This is a genomic window from Paenibacillus sp. FSL E2-0177 (genome assembly GCF_037992975.1).
Classification (GTDB): domain Bacteria; phylum Bacillota; class Bacilli; order Paenibacillales; family Paenibacillaceae; genus Paenibacillus_AQ; species Paenibacillus_AQ odorifer.
On sequence record NZ_CP150307.1, the window covers coordinates 5,887,350 to 5,909,685 of the forward strand.

Here is a 22,336-nt window from a genome sequence, read left to right on the forward strand (position 1 = left end):
CTTACCAAGGAGCGGCCCCATACGGGAGCCGCTCCTTGGTGTGTTTAAGCTGTAGATATTATGAAGCTTATAGATCCTTCCAGCGCTGAACCGTCAGATTTACGGTTTGTGCACCGCCTGATGGCGTAAGGGTTCGATTGGAAAGATCCGATCCATTCGAATTCACCTCCACATTAGTCCAAGCACCTCGTGTAACTTTGTATTGAATTGCTGTTCCCGCCGGTAGACTTAGTGTGATGGAGTAAATACCATCACTACCCTTCGTCAGTTGGTAGTTCGGATCTGCCGCATTCCAGCTATTGAAGGAACCGGAGAGATAAACGGGACCACTCACAGGAGTAGACGCAGGAACAGTTGCTCGGAATGTAACACTATCCGCTTGTGGCTCTCCTGCGGTGATGTTACCATTCACCATACTCCAGGTGCCCGCAGCAAAATGATAGTTATTGCCTCCATTGTTATCCCATGTGCCACTGCCATTATTAAAGGCTGCGGTCAGCCCAGCTGCCGTGTCCAACTGAATCGTAACCGCCTTATATCCTGTAAAAGCAGAACCTTGAAGCTGCTCGCCTGGAGACGTCGTCCAGACCGTTGAACCATCGAGCTTATAATGGATATAAGAGCTGCTATAAGCCGCATTCTTATAATAGATCGTTGCCGTACTGCCGACAGGTGTTGCCGTTGGTGTTGGCGTTACGGTGGGTGTCGGCGTTACCGTTGGCGTCGGTGTTGGCGTTACGGTTGGTGTCGGTGTCGGCGTTACCGTCGGAGTTGGCGTTGGTGTTACCGTCGGTGTCGGTGTCGGCGTTACGGTTGTTGTTGGTGTCGGCGTTACCGTTGGTGTCGGCGTCACGGGTCCACCCGATTGAATATTGCCAGTTGGTGTATAGGTCCAGGTGCCGGCACTAAATAAATAGTTGCTGCCCCCGTTACTGTCCCAAGTGCCGCTGCCATTGTTAAAGCAAGCTTCAAGCTGGCTGGCTGAGCCAATATTAATCGTTATTTTGTTGTAGCCTGCTACATCAGAGACAGGTATCGCCACACCCGGTGATGTCGTCCAAGTTCCTCCTGCAGGACGATAATGAATATAAGGCGAGGTATAGCCCTGCTTATAGTAAATAGTGACACTGTTCCCCGCTGGTGTTGTCACTGAAGCAATCGCGCTAAGGAGGGATAGATTGCCTGCTGCATCCATTGCTTTTACCGTATAGTCATACGTAGTACTGGCAGATAATCCGTTATCCGTATATGAAGTAGTTGCGGATGTACCCACTTTTACGCCGTTGCGATAAATTTCATATCCGGTCACACCTACATTGTCGGTGGAAGCGGTCCAGCTTACTAAAGCACTGGATGCATTTTGAACGGTTGCGGTCACGTTAGTGGGTACAGTTGGAGCAACTGTATCTGTAGGAAGCTGTTGTTTGGCATAGATTTTGGCTGCATTTGCACCCACGGTTACAGTGATCTGCTTGCCAGTTGCTCCACCCGATTGTACGGTTACCGTATCCGAAGTGTTCAACTGGTTATAAAGAACCGTCCCGACTGCCAAGCTGCTCTCTGCACGCAGTGGAATGGTAACGGTCTGCGAGCCGCTGGATTTATTACTGAATACGGAGATAACTTCCTGCCCCAGATTAGTTCCAGTGTCAATACGACGTGAAAAAGCATATAAGTTCTGTGCAGACCACATTTCACGTTGAGTGCCTGTACGGAGTGCCGGATTATTTTTCCGAATCTCATTAAGTTTGGCTACGTGCTTGTAGGTGCTGGCATTCTCATTAAAATAATTCTCTAATACATTGCCGTTTGCATCCCGTTTCACCATTGACCAGCGGTTCCAGGTATCGGCGATGCCTCCCGTCATAATCTGCCCATTACCATTGCCTTTGTTCTGTTCCGTACCTTGGAAGACAACGGGTGTTCCACGCACTGTAAAAATAAAACTCAAAGCGTTCTGCAGCTTATCTACGCTTCCTCCAGCTTCTGTGAGAAAACGATTGCGGTCATGATTGTCGATAAAGGTAACCATGTGATTGGCATTTCCGTTATAGTAGGAATCCTGTGCCAAGGTGCTTTTAATATTGGAGTCAAAAGACTGCCCATATGCGAAGCTATTTAGAACGGAGAAGAACATTGGGAAATCAAGCATGCCCCACTCCTTGTTGTTGCCGACCCAGCGCGAGACAAATTCAGCATTGCCGTCAAAATTCTCGCCAAAGGTATTAACCCCCAGATAATTTTGCAATTCACCAATATCAGTCGGCTTCATCAGCTTGGCTGCGTCTACACGCGCACCATCTGCCCCTGTATAGTCAAACCAGCCTTTAATCGAATCAAATATGGCCTTTTTAGCAGCAGGGACATCGAAGTCAATGTCATCCAGTCCGCCTAAATCATGATTTTCTAAGTAATCCTGTGCCCATTGATCGTATCTTCCGTCTGCCAAAGACCAGTTGATATCTCCGTTATGGTGATACCAAGCCGGGTTATTGAAAGGAGCTGCTGGCTGCAGACTAGGGATATCATAGTAGGCTTGGGTACCCAGCATATAATCCCCGATATGGTTTGGCACAACGTCTATAACCACCTTGATGCCAACCGCATGTGCGGAATCCACTAACTCCTTCAGCTTCTCCTTTGTACCGAAGTAGGGATTGGCTGCGTTAGGGTCCTTAACGTTGTACCCGTGATACGCCGTGTTTTTACCACTGCCATTGTTCTCCCGATTCGTCATTTGCGGCTCCGCCACTGGGGAAATCCAGATCGCGGTGTAGCCCATATTTTTAATATAAGACAGCTTGTCGATCACTCCTTGCCAATCTCCGCCTTTCATATAACGGAAATCTTCTTCAGAGTTCTCGCCATAGCGAATTGCCGCTCCCGTAGCATTGTTGGAAGAGTCCCCGTCATTAAACCGGTCAACCATAATCTGATAAATGGTATCATTCTCGTTAATCGTACCGATGCTGGCTGCATCTGCCTGTTGTGGCGCTAAGACGAATAAATTAATCACAGTAGAAAGAAGAATAGATGTAATCAGAACGGGCACGTACCATAACTTACGTTTCATCGCGCGCATCTCCCTCTCTTATTAAAGCGTATTCATAACACACTAAAACCTACTTCTTGGATTAAAAACGACCTTTCCAGCGATGTTTTTGGCATAGAAACAAACGAATTTTAGGGAAACCGGTTTCCCTACTAAAAATTACCATGACACAAGACGCATTGTCAAGCCTTAAAATTGAAATGCCCAACAAAAAAAAGAGCTCCTATTTAGGAAGCTCTTGGGGTTGAATATTTACTGTTTGAGTTCAGCGTCCCGCCGTCTGAATAAACTGCAAGACCTCATTCATAATTCGGTCCTTCTCTTCACAATGGCACACCATATGACCACTGTTGTCGACCATCAGCACCTGTTTTTGGGTCGCCTTGATCATATGATGTCGTAGGTAATCGGCGCTTCTAGTCTTCACTAGATGATCTCTTTTTCCTTGCACGATCAGGGTTGGAGTCTCAATATGCGGATAGACAGAAAAGCTCTCACGAACCAATCGCTGGAACTCTCGAGTTGCTTTTGGAGGCGTTGAACTGAATTTACTAATATAAGTTTTTAGCATGGAAAAGCTCCCAAGGGTCTTAATAATTTCTACAGGATTCAGCGGAAACACAGGGGTAGACAACAAAGTGAGAGATTTAATCCAAGGTTTATAGCGCACGGAAAGATGTGAAGCAATAAGAGCACCGGTTGAAAAACCGATCAGATGAACGCCGTCATTTGTCTTTAACAGCTCTGTTAATTCATCCTCAGCACTTTGCTGCCAATCATGTCGATCCGAATGCAGTAGATCATTCCTGCTGCCCCCGTGCCCCTTCAGGGTAAATGTTCTGGAACGATAATTATGCTGCTCCATAAACTGGGACAAGGGAGAGATTTCATGCTCACCTCCGGTAAAGCCATGAATAAATAAACAACTTTCCATAATTGTCCCTCTTTTCACATTCCATACTGAATTCCAACTTTATTGTATAATGCCAATCCCCTTTATTTTCTATTCATTCCAACCTTCTATGTAAAACCTTAACCAAATGATGTCAAGGTTTACCACCGTTATAGTTTCAAAAAAAAATATAAACTCTATTGCTCCCACCAAAGAAGACCAAGTGCAGAAGTAATCGTTAAGCCTACAGCCGAGCTAGATGAAGTTACGTTAGCACAAATAGCAGTCCCCGGCGGAACGATGATGCTGCCCGTAAAGTTCTGTGAGAAAGCGCCTGGAGCTAATTGATAATTGTAAAGCGTCGTCCCCCCGCTAATTGCCGCTGTTGAAGATTGAACGGTCATCGCACTTGTAGCCGCGCTTCCGAGATTATTATTGGTTGGTGTCAAGGTTGCAGGAGAGGTTAACGTCCCTCCTTTTACAATTGTAAAGCTTCCAGACATAGCCGATAGCAGAGAAGATCCGCCGATACTGCCGCTAATACGAGAGATATATACGGTTTTCCCGCTACCAGCAGCATTACTAATCCGAATAGAAGTAATTGCAGAAATAAGACTAAGTACGACCAAACTAGACGCGGATGTGTTGGTAGAATACAAGACCGCAGCCTTCGAAGCACTTATTTCAGGTGGCGCGCTGATATCCGGAGATTGGAAGGTATTGACCATATCCACAAAAAGAGGTTGATCATTGTCGTTAAACACATATTGATTAGGCATGATTATCCCCTCCCATTTCTAATATTCCCACCAGCTGATAGATGTTGTCGCTGCTGAAGTTCCCGATGCAATCGTGATGGACGTGGTTATGGAATTTCCGGGAGGAACAACGATTTGTCCAGTAAAATCAACAATGACGGGACCCGCTGCCAGTAATAAAGATACTAGAGTGGCCGGACCTCCCGTAGGGGCAGAAGTCGAGGTTCTGGCCGTCATCACACTGGTTAACGCACTTCCAAAATTAAAATTTATCGGTGTAACGGTAGTCCCGGTGACCGTAGCGTTTCGAAGCAGAGATAAAGTAACAGCAGCTGTTGCCGAGCTAGCTGCAACACGGGATACATACAATGTACGTCCGCTGCCTGCCGGATTACTAATCTGAACAACTAGCGGTGCAGCAGTCGTTACCGTAGAAGTAAAAGGGATTCCAAACAATAGCCCCGCCTTAGCCGCTCCTCCCTCCGGAGCTGAATCTATACCAGGTGCAACATACGTGTTGACTTGTTCTGTAAAGAGTGGCTGGCTACTCTGATTAAAGACTGAATCGTTTGGCATGCGCTATCCTCCCCGTACTTGAGCTTATCTTATTTTATGCCGCTCTAAGTAACAGGTTGTTTGGGAATGTGCGTATTTTTGCTTTCCCAGCCCAATCACCTCTTATTTTTCACCATATATTATTATCACCATTCGAATGGCTAAGGATTGTCCCTAACGGTTCGCGGCTTATTGAACTGCGGTTTATTGATGCTCAGGGCTCAAACGACGGTTAGGGTCCTTTTATGGATAGGGTTCCAGAAAACCCGTAGGAGGTGAATGAAATCCATAACGGTCTGGAACTAAAAAAGCGCAGCAAAATAAAACACTCAAAAAAACAGGGGAATTGTTCTAGAAATCCGCAATCATTTCCACCTCCAAAGGGTCGAAGAAACCGCCGTAAGGTGACGATCAGTCCTTTATTTTCCGAGCATCAATTTATCGGATTCCCCGTGTCCAGCTCCATTTCACCTCTGCCTTGGCAAAAAAGCGGAACCAAAACGATGATCTCTTACGCAGTTATGAACCAAGGAGACCACCCTGTTAGCGTCCGCTTGGAGATTAGTCCGAACAGTTTTGATTCTTTTATAGATTCAGAAGAGATCGTGGCTGCAAAAGAAATGAAGGTGCTAGTGCCAAGCAGATTTTTAAAGTGGACTCGGATATCCGCCTCCACGCAACAGTCAACGGGTTTAGGCAAAATTGATGTATACGTCCAAGCCCAGTCTATAGGTATGAGTTAACAATTTTATAAGAGAGGGACGAGGAACTTTGCCTAACTACAGCTCTTTTCAAGCTAATCCCGATAATCTACGAACGCTTATTTTTGGCCGGGATGCCTCGCTGATTGATCATCCGCTCACTACAGATCCAGGCGGAAATCTAACGACAATTATCCTAGATGGTACGATTTCCAATATACTCGGAGCTACCATCACTGCGGGTACTTTGTCATCAGCAGGAACAGTTACTAACATTCTTAACGGGACGATCACTAGCGTACTCGGAGCTACCATCACTGCGGGTACTTTGTCCTCCGCAGGTACGGTTACCAACATTCTTAACGGGACCATTACTAGCGTACTTGGAGCTACCATCACAGCTGGTACCTTGTCTTCCGCAGGTACCATTACTAACATTCTCGCAGGTACCATTACTAACGTACTCGGGGCTACCATCACTGCGGGTACTTTGTCCTCCGCAGGTACGGTTACCAACATTCTTAACGGGACTATTACTAGCGTACTTGGAGCTACCATCACAGCTGGTACTTTGTCTTCCGCAGGTACCATTTCTAACATTCTCGAAGGCACGATTACTAGCGTGCTCGGAGCTACGATTACGGCTGGTACCATTACTAGTGTACTAGGCGCAACTATTACCGCGGGTACTTTGTCCTCAGCAGGAACGGTCACCAATATCCTTAACGGGACCATTACTAGTGTGCTAGGGGCTACGATCACAGCTGGTACCCTATCCTCAGCAGGTACGGTCACCAATCTCTTAAACGGGACCATTACCAGCGTGCTTGGAGCCACAATCACCGCTGGTACTTTGTCCTCAGCAGGTACAGTAACCAATCTCTTAAACGGGACCATTACCAGCGTGCTCGGAGCCACGATCACTGCGGGTACTCTGTCTTCGGCTGGTACAGTAACCAATCTCTTAAACGGGACCATTACCAGCGTGCTCGGAGCCACGATCACTGCTGGTACTCTGTCCTCAGCAGGTACGGTCACCAACCTCTTAAACGGGACCATTACCAGTGTGCTTGGAGCCACCATTACCGCTGGTACGCTCAGCAGTGTGACCTCTATTTCACAACGCAGCTTTATCGAACAGACGACGACGGGTATTGCAACTGCTAATGCCTATACTCCACTGCCAGCAGTGACTACAAGCGTATTGGGTACCTATTCCTTTTTCATCAATAACACTGGAGCTAACCCGGTCAACACACGAGTAGAAATCAGTGCTGACGGAACGAACTATTTCGTCGATACCACAGGAGATAATCCTTTAGCAGCAGGTTCTATAGATGTCATAGTTCCGGCCAGATTCTTGAAATATACACGCTTATCCTATCAATCAACGAATGCAGGAGCCGCCTCAACAATCAATGTAAGTTTCAACGCACAGGGAACGTAATGCAGATGCCCATCATATGTTGTAACGAAAGAGTGCATGGATATCCATGTGCTTTTTCTTTTGATAGCAAAAGCTGATTTCTACTTCTACATATGTAACAAGGAGGAAACAACGTGAACAATATTACGCTTGGCGTCCACCTCATCGTTAACAATGAAGCTGATCTTCTGCCCCACTGTCTCACAAGCGTAGCAGGTGTTGACGAGATTGTAGTCATAGATACAGGCTCTACTGACGAATCCATAGCTATTTCCCAAGCGCACGGGGCTAGAGTATTCCAACGGGAATGGACAGAAAACTTTGCTGCAGCACGTAACGAAGGTCTCGATCAGGCGGATACCGATTGGATTCTAGTCCTTGATGCCGATGAACGCCTGCAAACTCCACTTCCGGAACTTCGCAGCCTCCTGCAAAACACGCAAGCTCAGGCTTTTACAGTACAAATTGATAATTGGCTTGGCGTTCGGCCTGAAGATAAGGTAAAGCACAGTGCGGTTCGTTTATTCCGAAATGGACAGGGTTATCGATATAGCGGAAGAATTCATGAAGGAATTGACGCTGCAATCCTTAAATCACATAACATCTCGGCGATTGAGCATAGTGATATTGAGATTGAACACTTCGGATATTTGCCGGAAATCATGGCACGAAAAAATAAAATCAAACGCAATGAGCAGCTGCTGCGACTCGCTTTAGCCGAACAACCGGAAGATCCTTTTCACTCGTATAATTTAGCAGTCACCTGCTGTCAGGACGGTCGTCTTCTGGAAGCAGAGACATTACTTCGCCAGACCCTTCACCATGTGCCACTTGAAGCTTCCTACCGTCCTACGATGATTAGAGATCTCTGTAAAATTTATCTGACTCAAGGAAAAACGAATATCATAGATACCTTGCTGTTGCCTGAATTGGAGCGTTATGAGGATTACCCTGACCTGCATTTTTTATTAGGCCAATCTTTGGAGAGTCAAGGCTTGTTAGAACGTGCTTTTCAAGCTTATCAGCGTGCAGTATCCATTTCTGGAGATCAGGTTAGTCAAAAATATGTATCTGAGCAAGGGATGAACACCTTCCGCCCACTTTATCGACTAGGCTTAATCTCAGAGCGGCTTGAGCTTCAGGAGGACGCTGCGAGATTCTACCACCGTGCGCTTCAACACCACTCTTTATATAGGCCTGCCTTGCAGGGAATAGCTTCTGCTTTTCAACGCTTAGCTGTACCCGATGAGGAGATTGCCGGCTTGCTGATACAAATCGTCCCCCCAACTAATGCTGCCCAACGAGCTGCGATCATTGACAGCTTATTTGCGATAAATGCTAATGAGACCATCACTAACTTATCCCGAGACACTTTTCCCTTGGAATTAGAGACGGCAAATTGGATGATCTCTTCACTCCTGATCACCGGCAAGCTAGAGGACGCCTATACAACCATAAGACAAATGACCTCCTTAGCTACGCAAGATAACCATGATTTAGAATATCTGAAAAAGTGGCCTACCCTCTGGGCTATTTGCTCTTGGTCGCTTTTTGGAGAATTCCACAATGACCTGCTAACCTATGTACCAGACGAACTTCGTTTCGGACTGCAATACATTCAGAAGTGCCACCAGCAACAAAAGGTAGATCCCGCTGAAGCAGAGGTAGATTCATTACCATTACATTCCTCATTCATTTCAGATTTGATCGAACAATCAGTAAAACTACACCAGCCCGAGTTAAGCGACGCTTTGGTAAAGCTGTTCCCTACCTTTCGGTCTGAATTAGCCGCAGCATTATATAAAGAAGGCAATAGGAATGCGGCAGGTGAGCATTTTATCAGGTTAGTTAGCGATCAAGCCGCTGATGCGAAGGTTCTTTTTTATATAGGTGAGATGGTCTTTGACAAAGGGCATTACACGGAAGCCAGTGAATGGTTTCAACAAGCGCTGGAGCAGATGCCTGAGCATGAGGCTGCCCGAGTGGGTTTAGCACTCTGTTACCTTCAGCAAGCGAAGCATAGCATGGAGGAGGCACTAAACAGCTTGGATGCAGCTAACGTTCATGGTCCACTGCAAACGGATATTGGTGCCATCCATAAATCCATCTTTTTACTAAATCGTACACCGTGGCATACACAGTGGAGCTTCCGCCAGAGTGAGGGGAGGACAGCCAAATGAGCATGCCCAGCCAAAAACCTCTGATTTCTCTATGCATGATCGTTAAGAACGAAGCAGATAACCTAAACCAATGTTTAAAAAGTGTACGTGGTATCGCCGATGAGATTATTGTAGTCGATACTGGCTCTACTGACTCCACGCTACAAATTGCTCTAAGCTTTGGAGCTAAAGTTGTTCACCATACTTGGAATGGCGATTTTGCCGCTGCCCGCAACGCGGGTCTTCAGCAAGCCCACGGACAATGGATTCTCATTCTGGATGGAGACGAGGAACTGGATGCGAAAAGTAAGGGGGAGCTGTTGCTGTGTGCGGAGCATTTGGAGTATGAAGCTTTTTTTCTGCGCATTCATAATCATAAAGGTTTAACCGCAGCTTCACAGACCATTACTGTTAATCCGATTATCCGGCTATTCCGTAACCGCCCGCAGTACCGTTTCAGCGGCATCATCCACGAACAGATTGCAGAAACGATCGTAAAAGCTACACCCAAAGCAGCAATGCATTTAAGCAACGTAGTCATCCATCATTACGGTTATGCAGACGGCGTAGTAGCAAAAAAAGATAAGATCAAACGAAATGTTGAGCTGCTCAAGGAACAGCTAAAGTTAAATCCCAATGACCCCTTCCACCATTTCAATATGGCTGTTGAATATATGCGGCTTGGTGAATATCAACCGGCTCTAGAGCATATCAAAAGATCACTTAACGAAGCTCCACCCGACACAAGTTATGTTCATCTGCTGCACAAATATCAAATCCGCTGCCTGGCAGAATTAAAAGATTTCAACGCGGCGCTGGAAGCTTGCGACTCAGGGATAACCTTACATCCAGATTATCCTGACTTGGCTCATATCAAAGGTGTGCTGCTGTTTCAAATGGGGGCCCTAGTTGAGGCCAAAACAGCATTGCTGCAAGCCTTAGTCATTGGAGAAGCTCCTTCCGGTTACCATACCGAGTCCGGATTCGGATCTTATTTGACATTTTATTTGCTGGGACAGTTATGCGAAGAAATAGGCGATGAGACCGAGGCCTGTGTCTGTTATACCAAAGCTGCTCAGCTTCATCCCGAGCCAACGCCCATTATAACCCGACTGATCCGAGCCTTAAAATGTGCTGAGCGCGAAAATGAAATTTTGGGCTGGCTTCACGCTCATCTACCCGAATACACAGCCGCTAAAAGCGGACTTCTCTTAGATTTATTGCGGATTGAGGGATGTGAAGAGGCAGCAAAACAGCTGATGAAGACCACAGGGCAGTCCTCATCTAATGACTCGTTATTCAACCCAGCCTATCACCCAGGGCGTTCGGAGCTTTTGTTGGCGGATCGTCTGCTTGCCTCCCTCACTTCTTCAACCCCCTATTCTCCAGCGGCTAAAAGAGTGCGACTCGCACTTCCACTGCCCAGAGTTTCAGATTAGGAAGGATGTATTCCTATGACCACACCGGATATCACACTTTGCATGATTATTAAGAACGAGGCAAACCATCTGGAGAAATGCTTATCCTCTGTGCGCGGGCTAGTGTCTGAGATTATCATTGCGGATACAGGCTCAGAGGATAACAGTAAAGAAATCGCTCAGAGGTTCGGTGCAAAGATTATCGACATTCCTTGGGAAAATGATTTTTCCAAAGCGCGGAATATAAGCCTAGAGTATGCAACTTCCGCTTGGGTTCTGGTACTGGATGCTGATGAGGCTGTGGATCATTGGAGTGAGGAGCTGCTCCAGCCCTTGCTTGGTGCCGAGTATATTCATGGGTATTGGCTGCCCATTATCCACTATGTCGGTGAAATACCTGAAGCGGATTTTGTTACAGATCATGTCTGTCGATTATTCAAAAATGATAAAAGAATTATTTTTCGTGGAAGTATTCATGAGGAGATTGCCAGCAGCATTTGGGAGCTTCCAGCTGGGGAGATCACTTATGCAGATTTGCGTATTTTCCACTACGGATATTTAGAAGATGAACTGATGCGTAAAAATAAATATAACCGCAATTTAGCACTCATCAACAGGGGTCTGCGGCTTCAACCGAACCATCTTTTTCTTCGTTACGCGTTAGGGGCAGAGTATTATCAGCAGGGTCAATATAAAGAAGCGGCAGAGATCCTCCTTCCGCTGCTCACCGATGCTCCAGCCCCTTCCGGTTATGTCTCAGATATTTACCTTAAGACGGCGTACGCCTTACAACTATGTGGCCGAAAGCAGGAAGCCGAGGAAGTTTTTCGTACGGGGAGCGGTCTTTTTCCCGATTTCACTGATTTATTAGAAAGCTATGCCCTCCTGTTACTGGAACAAGGGAAGCTCAGCTCAGCCAAGCATTTCTTGGAGAACGCACTTCAGAGCGGAAATACAGCACATAAATACCCTTCTTCCTCAGGCAGTGGAACGTATCGGACAGAACTACTAGCCGGAAGAGTCTGTGAGAAGTTATACCAATATCCGGATGCGTGGAGACATTACGAGGCTGCCATACAACATAAGCCTGATTATAACGAGGCGTGGAAAGAACTCATCCCACTAAGCCTTCTATCTGGAGAGAAGGCACAACTACGAGCATTGACCCACAACCATCTGCACTCTTTATCTCCTGATACTTTGACTTATCTTCTGCCCGCAGCGCTCAATGCCCGCGATCCGGAATGGCAAGCTGAGCTTTCTACAGCCAGCCAGTTACCCTCATCTGTTCAGACTGCATTGCAGGCGATTCTGGAAATAAACAATCAACCGGAACATCTTCAGACACTCGCACCGCTTGAACAGCTGCTTCATGATCCTTCCCATCTTTCCAACCGATCCTTTGTACTTGGCTATCTGTGGGCTTTCTCTTGCCGTATTGGAGATACAGAGTCTGCCATGCGCTGGCTTGTCTGTCTATTGCCTTACAGACCGGGGATTTTATCGATCCATCATATTTTAGCAGGGAATTATAGCCTTAAAGCTGATCTTTCGGATCTAAGCTATGCAGCACAATTGCTGCTTCAGACTGGTGCTTGGAATAGTTTATTAGCACTTTATCGCCATTCGGAAGGATCTTCCTTACACTGGTCCAGTCTGCCGCAGCCCTTACTCTACGGATTACTTGAAGCCCCCACCTCCATAAAAAAACAATGGTGCTCTATTTATGTCAGCAAGCACCCTCAATATCATACACCTGCGGACTGTACCGAGTGGCAATTATACGCTGCGATAGCCTACTCCTGTGGAGAGATGCCCATCCTTCATGTAGAGGATGAAGCCGCTTTGCGTAGAGTCGGGGGGGCTACCGCAGCCGTGAGCCTCGCTTATTACAAGCTGCAGCTCGCAGCAGAAGTATATCCGCAAGGGATACCATCAGCTCATATCCCTTCTGCGCTGCTTCTGAGATCTGCCAGCCGGACTTAGCCGGTTGGCAGATCAGATGCGGATTTCAAAGCTCCTCTTGCCATTCCACCAGATGGGGCTGCTCATCAAGGATAGATTCGTACTGCTCCAGACTACCCCAGCGCCCCTCTGGATCAAGCTCCAGGTAACGCGAGTATTTTCGCCGAAGCTCCTCAGGGGATATCGCCCAACCATAATGTTTCACACGCAGCTCGGTAAGAAACCCCGGCAATACCGAATAAGAGAGCGGAAGTCTTGGCACATGATGATCCATTTTCGGAAAAAAATAATGAAAGTTCGGCAAATAGCGGACTAGTGTACGGGTATGCTTCGTGTGGATATTCCAATGCTCATCTTCACGGTAATGTGTGGTGCCGCCCCAAAAATCAAATAATCGGAAGGATACCCAGTCATACACATCCTGATCGATGAGTCGCCTCATCTCCCGTTTAGCAGACTCTTCATAGAACTCATCGGCGTCCACAGACAGCAGCCAATCCGGATTCGTAGATACCGCCAGCTCCCACAATGTTTGCCGTAGCTCCCATTCACGGTTAAACAAAGAGCTTTGCAGGGTTACGAGCTTCTTAACTTTGGCAAAAGAGAGACATAACTGAGCCGTATGATCTGTACTTCCATCATCCACGATCACAATATCATCCACGAACTCACTTAATTCCTCCAGCACCTGCTCTAAATACCTTCCGGCTTCGTTCCTAACCTGCATAATAGCGGTCAGACGGTTGCCTGATGTTTTGCGGAGTGGCCCTCTATGACTACTCATCCTCCACTCTCCTTCTCAATCGTCTTACAGCCTCTTCGAGATCTGCCATCTCTGACAAAAGTGGCCATGCCTGATTGTCTTGCCCTCCTGCATTTAAAAAGCTGCGAATGGCCTCGTGCCGCCTGCCATACAGCAAGTGTATGGTGCCTTCCATGGCTTCATCCACATTTTCTTCCTGCTCATGTTGCAGCACTATTGCCTTTTCCCATTGAAAAGTCCGCACATAATTTTGCACCAGCAACGCTTTTGCCTCGGGAGAAGTTAGCGGACTTAAAATTCTTACTGCCGCTGCCTCATCCTCATTCAGGTGGAACAACTCCGCGCGAACCAGTTCATCCTGCCCGGAATGGAGCCAGCCCTCCATCCTTTCTACTGCTTGCTTCTCCTCTGCGGTAAATGCTGTAATCGCAAATTGGCGGACCGCCGTTTCCAAATTCCCTGTCTTGGCTTCTATTGCAGAAAAAAACCGGAAGTGTGAAATAAGGCAATCCAAATATTCATACAGCACCATTAACTCAAAGGATTGCGCCAGATATCGATTCGCTGTGGAGTCCCCAAGCAAATACAAATAAGATGCTGCCAAATAATGTACAACAGGCTGGCTGGGCAGCTTGGCGCACATCGAGGTATAATAATCCGCCCTAAGCTGGAGTTGAATCCTAAACCAGTCCGTAGCAAGGAGGGGCTCCTCCTGCCATAAGTTCTCAATCGCCTTACTCCACAACATCTCATAATCTGTCAGAAAATAAATCCGCTCGCGCTGACATACAACTCCATACGATTCCTGCTGATCCCCGTCGAGATAAATAATATTCTCCCTGCACAAGCTCTGCTCCAAATAGATCCGTTCTGACCGGGTTCCTACTAGATCGGCCTTTGCTCCAAGCAAGCCGCTGTATTTATCCCATAAGACCTTATTTTCTTCTTCCGGACAGCGCTCTAATAAAGCCACTATATATCCCGCTTGCAAAGAAAGAACCTCTGGTAGCCAATAGGGAGAAGAGACCAGAAATGTGTACTCCCTCGCCTTGAGAGTATGAATATCCGCGATCATTACCGGCTTGATCTGGCTGTTAGTCTGCTGCTCAAGAGTCATTCTTCCGGCAAAACAGACCTCTTCCCGCTCGGGCAGAAGATCCAACAGTCTTTTATATTCGTATTCCTCCCAGGAGCCTCTGCTCAGAATTAAATATTTCATGACTGCGCCTCCTTGCCCCTGCTCCTATCTGCCTTCTTCCCCTGCGGTTCGGACAAATCCCCCACATAACCTATAGTTAGTGAAGCTTCAGGGTGAAGCTGCAATTGGTGCGAAGTAGACGCCTTACAGGTAATCACTCCAGGCACATTCCCGCCTTTATGAGCAACTCGCTCTAATGGAAAAACAATTCCCGAAGGGTCCCCCCTAAGCAACCGCCCCACCTCTTCGTCCATATCCGTAGATAAACTAACGATCAGATCCGCGGAACCTTGGGTGATCGCCTTCACTACCCGTTCAACGTAATATTTCTCATACCTGATAGAGTCTGATAAATACACAGTTATCTCACTCTCAAATAATGCAGATGCATTCTTCAAAGCCCGCAGCCAAGCCTCTTGACCACGAACTGCAATCACTACATCCTGTTCATTTACTGGCAAGCCGGAAGCTGTGTTCATCCATCTGTCCTTGATCCAGATCCAGCGAATATTCTTGTAGCTCTGCTGCTCCTGTGTAGCTGCCCATTCCTGCGGAAGATGGTCCCCATTCCCATCCTCTTCACAATAAACAATCGCCGTCACTAATGGCGTTTGCAAGGTTGCCTTACCGAGTGGAATAACAGGTTGTGTTGATTGTAAGAATCCATTCTGCGGTACAAGATGTTCTTCGGCTTCTAAGACATCTTCCAGTGCCCATTTTGTACTATACGCCTGCCAGCCATCCGCAAGTGTTGGTCCGTTCATCCTTCTCTGGCCCCTATCAAGTGAATGTATAGCATGAACATACACAGCATCACTTAGCGCCAGCTTGGCTCCAGACTGCCGCGCTCGAAGACACCAATCGGCAATCATAAGAGACCGCACTTGAAGCGAGGTGTCCAACCCTCCGATACGCTGAAGCAGCTCTTTAGAGAACAGGAGGCAAGAACCCGTTAGTACATCCATCTCTCGCCATTCTCCTTGATGCCGGCCAAGATTGTAGCTTACATGAGCAGCAAACTCATCATAGGTGCCGAAGTGAAGACGTTTCTTCCCTTCCCCTCTTTCGGTTGAAGAGCGAGGGGCCACCACCTTAACTGAAGCGTCATCAAAAGGAACCCACAATAGCTCACTTAGCCAGCCAGGCGATACCATGATCGAATCTTCAAGCAAAACCGCGAAACTGGTTTCGATCTGTGCCAAAGCCTGGTTAGGCATGTACTCCTCCTTTTCATAAGGAAGAAAGAGAATCGACTGCTCCGGTGAGAACTGTTCCGCTAAAGTTTCCATAGGAAAATCAGGAGTCATCGCCACAGCAATAATGCGCACAGACTCTCCAGAATGGAGCAGCAGCAAGGGTAAGCAAGCTGCGGCACATTCCAGGCGGCTTAGCTCAACTACAAGGGTAAGTCCATCTTTACTCGGCAGTGGAAGTAGTCCCGTGCGCTCCAAGAACCCATACCTTCCCGCCAAGCGTTCCACATTCAGAGATTCTTGCGACATTAGGATTCACGCTCCATTTATTAAAGCTGTTCTACCTATAGTCTATGAGCGCTGAAGCGTGATATCCCCTTAATTTCCTCCGCCCGCGCCTTTGTCTTCTTCCGTATGATCTGCACCCGTACTCGCGGGATCGGTTGCCGCTGGAGACGAGCTGTTATCTTTCTGACTGTTACTGGTGGTATCCTTGCCCTGATCCACTACTCCACTCTTATCCCCGCCTACAGCTGGAGCAGGAATGGCAATTCCCGGAGCACTGCTGCCGTTCGCCCCCACAGGTTGACCTTGATTATCGTAATAATACATAGGTACATCTCCAACAACCATCAGATAAGACACAGGAATTTCTGTATCCACTACCTGCGGCTCCATATCAAAAGGAATGACGACTGCAACCTCTGTCACAATATGAATGTATACCTCGACCAGAATCATATTGATCCCAGCGTTTTGCTGGCGGGTGCTGAGTTCAACCTTAACCGCACCTTGTGGTTCAATCTTGATCGGAATATCGGGTCCATAAGAAGCAATAAGGGGACTGCCCAGCGCTTGCCCCAGCGGAATATATTCTGTTCGATTATGCAATTCCTGCAGCGTAGACTGAATGACCTGTGCCGCTTGCGAAGTAATACGCATATGCTCCGCGTAGTTGAGCATGAACCCTGATATTTTCCCGTTCTTATCCGTCTTCCAATCAATTAGCTCTTCCGCATTCCCTCCATTCGCAACCTGTGAGGTAATCGCCTTATTAATCGATTCCGTAGCGATTTGCTTCACACGTATTTGTGCTAAATGCAGGATGGGCGGTTTCATATGCAGCTCCACATAGCGCAAGGATTGCAGCACCAGCACAAGTATTACTAAGGATGCTATCAGCCAAAATTTACGTCGGCTTCTTGGCTTATGTGTTCTTCCGCCTGCAACCGTTACCTTACTCTCTGGCCGGCTGGATAATCTAAAGCGGCCTTTGCTACGTTTGGCTTCAAAGCGCGTACGCTGCGGCCTAACCGCTGCCCGGCTGGGTTTTGACTTGAATGCGGAGCTTCTCGCTGAGAATCTCCGATTCGTGTCCCCATTTATTTTTGGCAGCCGAAAATGGCCTAGATCAGGTATTCTCAGCCTTCGGTTTCCCCATTTTTTCAATCTGCCCATTGCAACAGTCCCTCCCGCCTTACGCAGAGGTCAAGCCACCTCCACTTAATTTAAGGTATTCGCTAAGAGGACAAAAAAGAAGAACGTTCCCTCCGGCAAACTGCGCCTGAAGTAACGTTCTTCATCCTTTAGATCATGAACTGGGAAGATGATATTAGTGCATTCTGCTCCGCTTATCCTCCTGCAAATGGTCCCAATGACGCCGAATAAAGATGCCAATGAGAATAGCTATAAACACCGCATACCAGGTAAGATAACCATTCCATTCTTCACGCGGAACAATTAGGGTGGATCCGATCGTACCGAATAACCATATATAAGACAAATTACCAAGTACGGTTCCCCATATAAAAGATGAGGCTTTAATCGGTGAAACAGCAGACATGAAATTGATTACATTATTCGGAATAATCGGGATCGTACGCAATAGCACCAGTGTCCAAATCCCATATCGATCCAAGTAACGCTGCCATTTATCATAGCGCTTCAGTTTGCTTCTCCATTTTCGGTCAAACCAGTTATACAGATATCGCCGAATGAGAAAATACATCAGTATTCCGCCCAGATTGCAGGCCAGCCAACTGATCAGCATGCCTCCAATTACGTTAAAAACAGAGACATGCAGCACGATCAAAATTACGAATGGAAAAAATCCTAATATACTCTGCAAAAGTGCGAGCGGGATGGTCACGAATAAAATAGATGGCCCGCTAAGGCCCAGCGTTTGCAGCAGCCAATCAATCCAGGTATTTATGGTCTCTGTCATGAAGCAGTCTCCTCTCTTGACTCCTTGCAGCAGCTGCCTCCTGATTTACTTTGACAAAGCATAAGTTTAAGTGTGTAAACTAGGTATCCATTCTTATTGAAATATAAGCAGGGTACACTAAGAGCTTGTAATACTTTGCTTATATTCCCAAGAAAAACACCCCTTACGGGGTGTTTTATTGAATGAGCTTGCTTATGAAGTGTAATGTGTAAAGAACAGTAGTTAGCGTACAAGTTACATTTTTGTTTCCATTTATTCTTCACATCATAACACAGTTTTTAATCTACTTACAATTCTATACCTGCAACCCAAGCATTCACTTTATCCGGATTGCTTTCCACCCAAGTTTTAGCGGCTTCTTCTGGGGACTTCCCACCCTGAACCTCGATCATTACTTTGGCCATATCTTCTGCTGTCCATTCGAATTGATCCAGGAATTTGTAGACATTGGGTATGTCATCTTTCAGACCTTGGCGAACCATCGTGTGGATCTGTTCATCCGCACCGTAAACCCCTTTTGGATCTTCCAGATATTTCAGATCCATATTGGCGAACATCCAGTGCGGTGTCCAGCCTGTAACAACGATTGGCTCGTTGTTGTCATAAGCCTTTTGCAGTTCCTGAGCCATCGCTGCGGATGAGCTTTCAAGAAGTGTGTAATCGCTAAGATCATATTCCGCGATAGCCTTTTCTGTGGTTGTCATAATGCCGGCACCTGGCTCAATGCCGATAATGCGATTGTTCAGCTTTGCTGCCATATCACTGTTCTTCAAGTCTTCAATAGAGTTAATATCCATATAGGCCGGAACAGCCAAGCCAACCTTAGTTCCATTTAGATTTGCACCCAAATCTTCAATTTTTGCACCGTACTTCTCTAAATAAGCCGCATGGGTGCTTGGCAGCCAAGCTGCAACCATTCCATCCGCACTACCGTCTGCAACCCCAGCCCACATTGGACCAGCATCTACCTGCAGCATTTCAACGGTAGCTCCAAGCTTAGTTTCAAGTACTTCCTTTACTACATAAGTACTCGCAATTTCCGAATCCCATGCTACATATGCTAATTTTACCTTCTCTTTACTTGATGAAGAACATCCAGCAATAACAGCAATCATCATAATAACTAACAGGAATACCCCTATATTTTTCTTCTTCATTTATTTAAAACTCCTATCTTTGTTTTGGTTTTAGTGCGTTCTGTGTCAAACGGTCCAGCAGAATGGCGATAATAACGATCGCAATCCCTGCTTCGAATCCGTCTCCTGTCTTAGCCTGTGATACCGCACGGTATACATAGGCACCCACGCCCTGTGCACCAATCATCGATGAGATAACAACCATTGACAGTGACAACATAATTGTCTGGTTCACACCTGCCATAATTGTTGGTAAAGCGATTGGAAGCTGCAATTTAACTAATTTCTGAGTAGGTGTCGATCCGAAAGCATCTGCTGCCTCCACCAGTTCCTCCGAAACCTGACGAATTCCGAGATTGGTCAAGCGAATCGTTGGCGGAATTGCAAAAATAATCGAAGCAATAACCCCTGGAACTACGCCCAGTGAGAAAAAGGATACCGCTGGCAATAAATATACAAAAGCCGGCATCGTCTGCATAAAGTCCAAAATAGGCGTAACTATATTTCTAACGGTATTTCTCTGCGCACATAAAATACCAATCGGCACACCAATTACTACAGCCAATATCGAGGCGGTTAGAACAAGGGCCAAGGACTGCATAGAAGGTCCCCATAATCCAAGATTATCAATCAGAAGCAGCCCAATGACCGCAAATAGTGCCATGCGCCATTTACCGATCCAATAAGACAAAGCTGCAATAATCACGATTAGTACTAGTGCTGGCAGGAAGGTAAGTGCATTTTCAATGCCAGCCACCATACCACCGATAATCGAATGGATGAAGTCAAACAGGGGCCCACAATAAGTCGTCAGCCAATTTTCCAACCACTCGAGTGCCTTTCCCAAAGGCAGTTTAGGAATGTCCATTATAATCCTCCTTCCGGTACCGCGTTGCCGGCGAGTGCGGAAAGAACGGCTCCTTTAATCACAATACCCTTCAATTTATCCGCTTCATCTACGACGGCTACAGGCAAATGTGTCTCAGATATTAATTCAAAGAAATCATTGAGTAGCGTTTCCGGTTGTACACGTGGGATTTCTCTCCGCGTTACTTCCAGAATAGATTTATTATCATTCAGTGCCTTAAGGGCATCCTCAGCTGTAATAACACCCAGAAGCTTATTTTCCTTGTCCACTACATACAGACTGAATATACCACTGTCACGCATTAATTGAAGCGCTACCCGAGGCCCGCGTTCAGGTCTGACTGTTTCCGGCTGACGCATTACATGAGCTGCAGTCAGCACCTTGGACAAGTCCACATCCTCCACGAATCGCTCTACATATTTATTGGCAGGTTGGATGAGGATTTCTTCCGGTGTACCAATTTGCACAATGACTCCGTCCTTCATCAGTGCGATCCGATCTCCAATCCGCAAAGCTTCGTCTAGATCATGAGTGATAAACACGATGGTCTTCTTCACTCTGGCCTGTAATTCCAGCAGCTCTTGCTGCATGTCTTTACGAATAAGCGGATCCAGTGCACTAAATGCCTCATCCATAAGCAGGATATCCGGGTCGTTAGCAAGGCCCCGTGCCAGTCCAACACGCTGCTGCATCCCTCCACTGAGTTGATCAGGACGATGATTCTCCCAACCTTTCAGACCTACCAGATGCAAGGCTTCTGTTGCCAGTTCAGTTCTTTTCTTTTTATCTACGCCCTGAACTTCAAGCCCGTATGCTGCATTCTCCAGTACGCTTCGATGTGGAAATAATGCGAACTTCTGAAACACCATGCCGATGTTCTTCCGTCTGAATTGGCGCAGCTGCTCCGGATTCATTTTCACAACATCTTTCCCTTTAAAAAGAACTTGCCCCCCTGTAGGCTCAATCAAGCGGTTCAACAAACGAACCAGCGTCGACTTACCGCTGCCGGACAAACCCATAATGACGAATATTTCTCCTTCTTCAATGCTGAATTCGGCTTTGTTGACTCCGACTGTCAACTTCAATTCCTGAGCAATTTTTTCCTTCGACATCCCTTGCTCTAATAAAGGAATCGCGCGTCCCGCATCATGACCGAATACTTTGGTTAGTTGTTTCACCTCTATAATAGCCATGCCGTCCTCCTTCTCCCGAAATGTTATCCGGGTTTAGTTCACTTATAGTAGTTTACCGGACTATTGAAAATTCATGCAAACACCATATACGGATAAAATTTAGTGTACAGTTTTAACTTTATGAACTTTATGTATGGAATACTCTGTTTTACGCCAAATTCCTTTCTTCATGAATTCTTTACTTATGGAGGGGGATTTGATTACAATACATTGTATAAGGTTGCAGTCTATCGACCTATTCCTCAGGAGGGACATCATGAACGATTTAGAAGGGCTTACGCCCGAACAAATAGAGAAGATTAGTAAAGCCCGTGAACGTGTGATCGATTCTATCGGCAAAAACATGGATCTGTATGGCATTACCTTGTCTATTGGACATTTATACGGTTATATGTACTTCAATCAAGGTCCAGTGACACTGGATGAACTCAGTAAAACAATGGGAATGAGTAAAACGTCCATGAGTACGGGAGTCCGTACCCTTCTAGATCTGAAAATGATCGACAAAGTATGGGGGAGAGGGACGCGCAAAGACTTGTTCACCACTGTGCCTGACTGGCATCAGAACTTCAGTGATTACTTCTCTATTAAATGGAGAAAAGCCGTCGAAGGTAATATGATCTCACTAGCGAAATCACTTGCAGAAATTAACGATATGAAAAAAGAGTATAGTGACGATAGTAAACTTATGCAGCTCTTAAATACAGATGAAGAAAAAATAACTGAATCCATTAACTACTACCGCTGGTTGCTGAAACTAATAGAATCTTTTGAGAGTGGCAAGATTTTTGAATTTATCCCTAAAGAAACTTAAATCAAACCCACAAAAAACACA

The 22,336-nt window shown here is 46.4% G+C and carries 18 protein-coding genes; 6 read left to right on the forward strand and 12 right to left on the reverse strand.

The genetic code is table 11. The features are described 5' to 3' along the window. Nucleotides 1–67 precede the first annotated feature (67 nt). From MHI25_RS26225 to MHI25_RS26240, 4 genes are all read right to left on the reverse strand, one after another. Nucleotides 68–3,073: an alpha-amylase family glycosyl hydrolase gene (locus MHI25_RS26225; RefSeq protein WP_340394592.1), complete on the reverse strand. Its 3,006-nt coding sequence runs from the start codon at nt 3,071–3,073 to the stop codon at nt 68–70. Nucleotides 3,074–3,317: 244 nt separating this feature from the next. Further along, nucleotides 3,318–3,986 (reverse strand): alpha/beta fold hydrolase, encoded by a 669-nt coding sequence (locus MHI25_RS26230; RefSeq protein ID WP_036685332.1) that lies wholly within the window; start codon nt 3,984–3,986, stop codon nt 3,318–3,320. A gap of 155 nt (nt 3,987–4,141) precedes the next feature. Next, nucleotides 4,142–4,723 (reverse strand): hypothetical protein, encoded by a 582-nt coding sequence (locus tag MHI25_RS26235; protein ID WP_036685335.1) that lies wholly within the window; start codon nt 4,721–4,723, stop codon nt 4,142–4,144. Nucleotides 4,724–4,741: 18 nt separating this feature from the next. Continuing rightward, complete coding sequence (locus tag MHI25_RS26240) at nt 4,742–5,278, reverse strand: hypothetical protein (protein WP_036685336.1); 537 nt, start codon at nt 5,276–5,278, stop codon at nt 4,742–4,744. A 383-nt stretch (nt 5,279–5,661) separates the two neighbouring features. Here MHI25_RS26240 and MHI25_RS26245 point away from each other — a divergent pair, with 383 nt between their 5' ends. The 5 genes from MHI25_RS26245 to MHI25_RS26265 all read left to right on the forward strand — a co-directional run bounded on the left by MHI25_RS26245 (nt 5,662) and on the right by MHI25_RS26265 (nt 12,947). Then, complete coding sequence (locus MHI25_RS26245; RefSeq protein WP_076128014.1) at nt 5,662–6,000, forward strand: DUF6385 domain-containing protein; 339 nt, start codon at nt 5,662–5,664, stop codon at nt 5,998–6,000. Nucleotides 6,001–6,028: 28 nt separating this feature from the next. Next, the gene (locus tag MHI25_RS26250; protein ID WP_256716118.1) at nt 6,029–7,405 is read left to right on the forward strand and encodes a DUF6385 domain-containing protein; all 1,377 of its coding nucleotides are present in this window, start codon (nt 6,029–6,031) and stop codon (nt 7,403–7,405) included. A 113-nt stretch (nt 7,406–7,518) separates the two neighbouring features. Further along, entirely contained in the window at nt 7,519–9,564 is a 2,046-nt protein-coding gene (locus MHI25_RS26255) for a TPR domain-containing glycosyltransferase (RefSeq protein WP_076184776.1), read from the forward strand. Next, the gene (locus MHI25_RS26260; protein WP_076184777.1) at nt 9,561–10,982 is read left to right on the forward strand and encodes a glycosyltransferase; all 1,422 of its coding nucleotides are present in this window, start codon (nt 9,561–9,563) and stop codon (nt 10,980–10,982) included. Before MHI25_RS26255 ends, MHI25_RS26260 begins: the two co-directional genes overlap by 4 nt. A 15-nt stretch (nt 10,983–10,997) precedes the next feature. Then, on the forward strand, nt 10,998–12,947 hold the full coding sequence (locus tag MHI25_RS26265; protein ID WP_076193395.1) for a glycosyltransferase: 1,950 nt from the start codon (nt 10,998–11,000) through the stop codon (nt 12,945–12,947). A gap of 25 nt (nt 12,948–12,972) precedes the next feature. Here MHI25_RS26265 and MHI25_RS26270 read toward each other — a convergent pair whose 3' ends face one another. From MHI25_RS26270 to MHI25_RS26305, 8 genes are all read right to left on the reverse strand, one after another. Next, on the reverse strand, nt 12,973–13,710 hold the full coding sequence (locus MHI25_RS26270) for a glycosyltransferase (protein WP_076193397.1): 738 nt from the start codon (nt 13,708–13,710) through the stop codon (nt 12,973–12,975). Continuing rightward, nucleotides 13,703–14,908, reverse strand: a complete 1,206-nt coding sequence (locus MHI25_RS26275; protein WP_076184780.1) for a hypothetical protein — start codon at nt 14,906–14,908, stop codon at nt 13,703–13,705. Before MHI25_RS26275 ends, MHI25_RS26270 begins: the two co-directional genes overlap by 8 nt. Beyond that, nucleotides 14,905–16,389, reverse strand: a complete 1,485-nt coding sequence (locus tag MHI25_RS26280) for a hypothetical protein (protein WP_076184781.1) — start codon at nt 16,387–16,389, stop codon at nt 14,905–14,907. Before MHI25_RS26280 ends, MHI25_RS26275 begins: the two co-directional genes overlap by 4 nt. Before the next feature lie 69 nt (nt 16,390–16,458). After that, nucleotides 16,459–17,538 (reverse strand): sporulation protein YunB, encoded by a 1,080-nt coding sequence (gene yunB, locus MHI25_RS26285; RefSeq protein ID WP_076184782.1) that lies wholly within the window; start codon nt 17,536–17,538, stop codon nt 16,459–16,461. 154 nt (nt 17,539–17,692) lie between these two features. Beyond that, nucleotides 17,693–18,304 carry a VTT domain-containing protein gene (locus MHI25_RS26290; protein WP_076099392.1) on the reverse strand — a complete coding sequence of 204 codons (612 nt, stop codon included), beginning with the start codon at nt 18,302–18,304 and terminating at the stop codon, nt 17,693–17,695. A 287-nt stretch (nt 18,305–18,591) separates the two neighbouring features. Beyond that, on the reverse strand, nt 18,592–19,461 hold the full coding sequence (locus MHI25_RS26295) for a glycine betaine ABC transporter substrate-binding protein (RefSeq protein ID WP_340394593.1): 870 nt from the start codon (nt 19,459–19,461) through the stop codon (nt 18,592–18,594). 13 nt (nt 19,462–19,474) lie between these two features. Then, nucleotides 19,475–20,308 carry a proline/glycine betaine ABC transporter permease gene (locus MHI25_RS26300; protein WP_036685360.1) on the reverse strand — a complete coding sequence of 278 codons (834 nt, stop codon included), beginning with the start codon at nt 20,306–20,308 and terminating at the stop codon, nt 19,475–19,477. Further along, nucleotides 20,308–21,501 carry a glycine betaine/L-proline ABC transporter ATP-binding protein gene (locus MHI25_RS26305; protein WP_036685362.1) on the reverse strand — a complete coding sequence of 398 codons (1,194 nt, stop codon included), beginning with the start codon at nt 21,499–21,501 and terminating at the stop codon, nt 20,308–20,310. Before MHI25_RS26305 ends, MHI25_RS26300 begins: the two co-directional genes overlap by 1 nt. Before the next feature lie 256 nt (nt 21,502–21,757). On the opposite strand from MHI25_RS26305, the gene MHI25_RS26310 reads away from it, so the two are divergent. Beyond that, entirely contained in the window at nt 21,758–22,315 is a 558-nt protein-coding gene (locus MHI25_RS26310; protein WP_036685364.1) for a transcriptional regulator, read from the forward strand. Nucleotides 22,316–22,336: the final 21 nt, after the last annotated feature.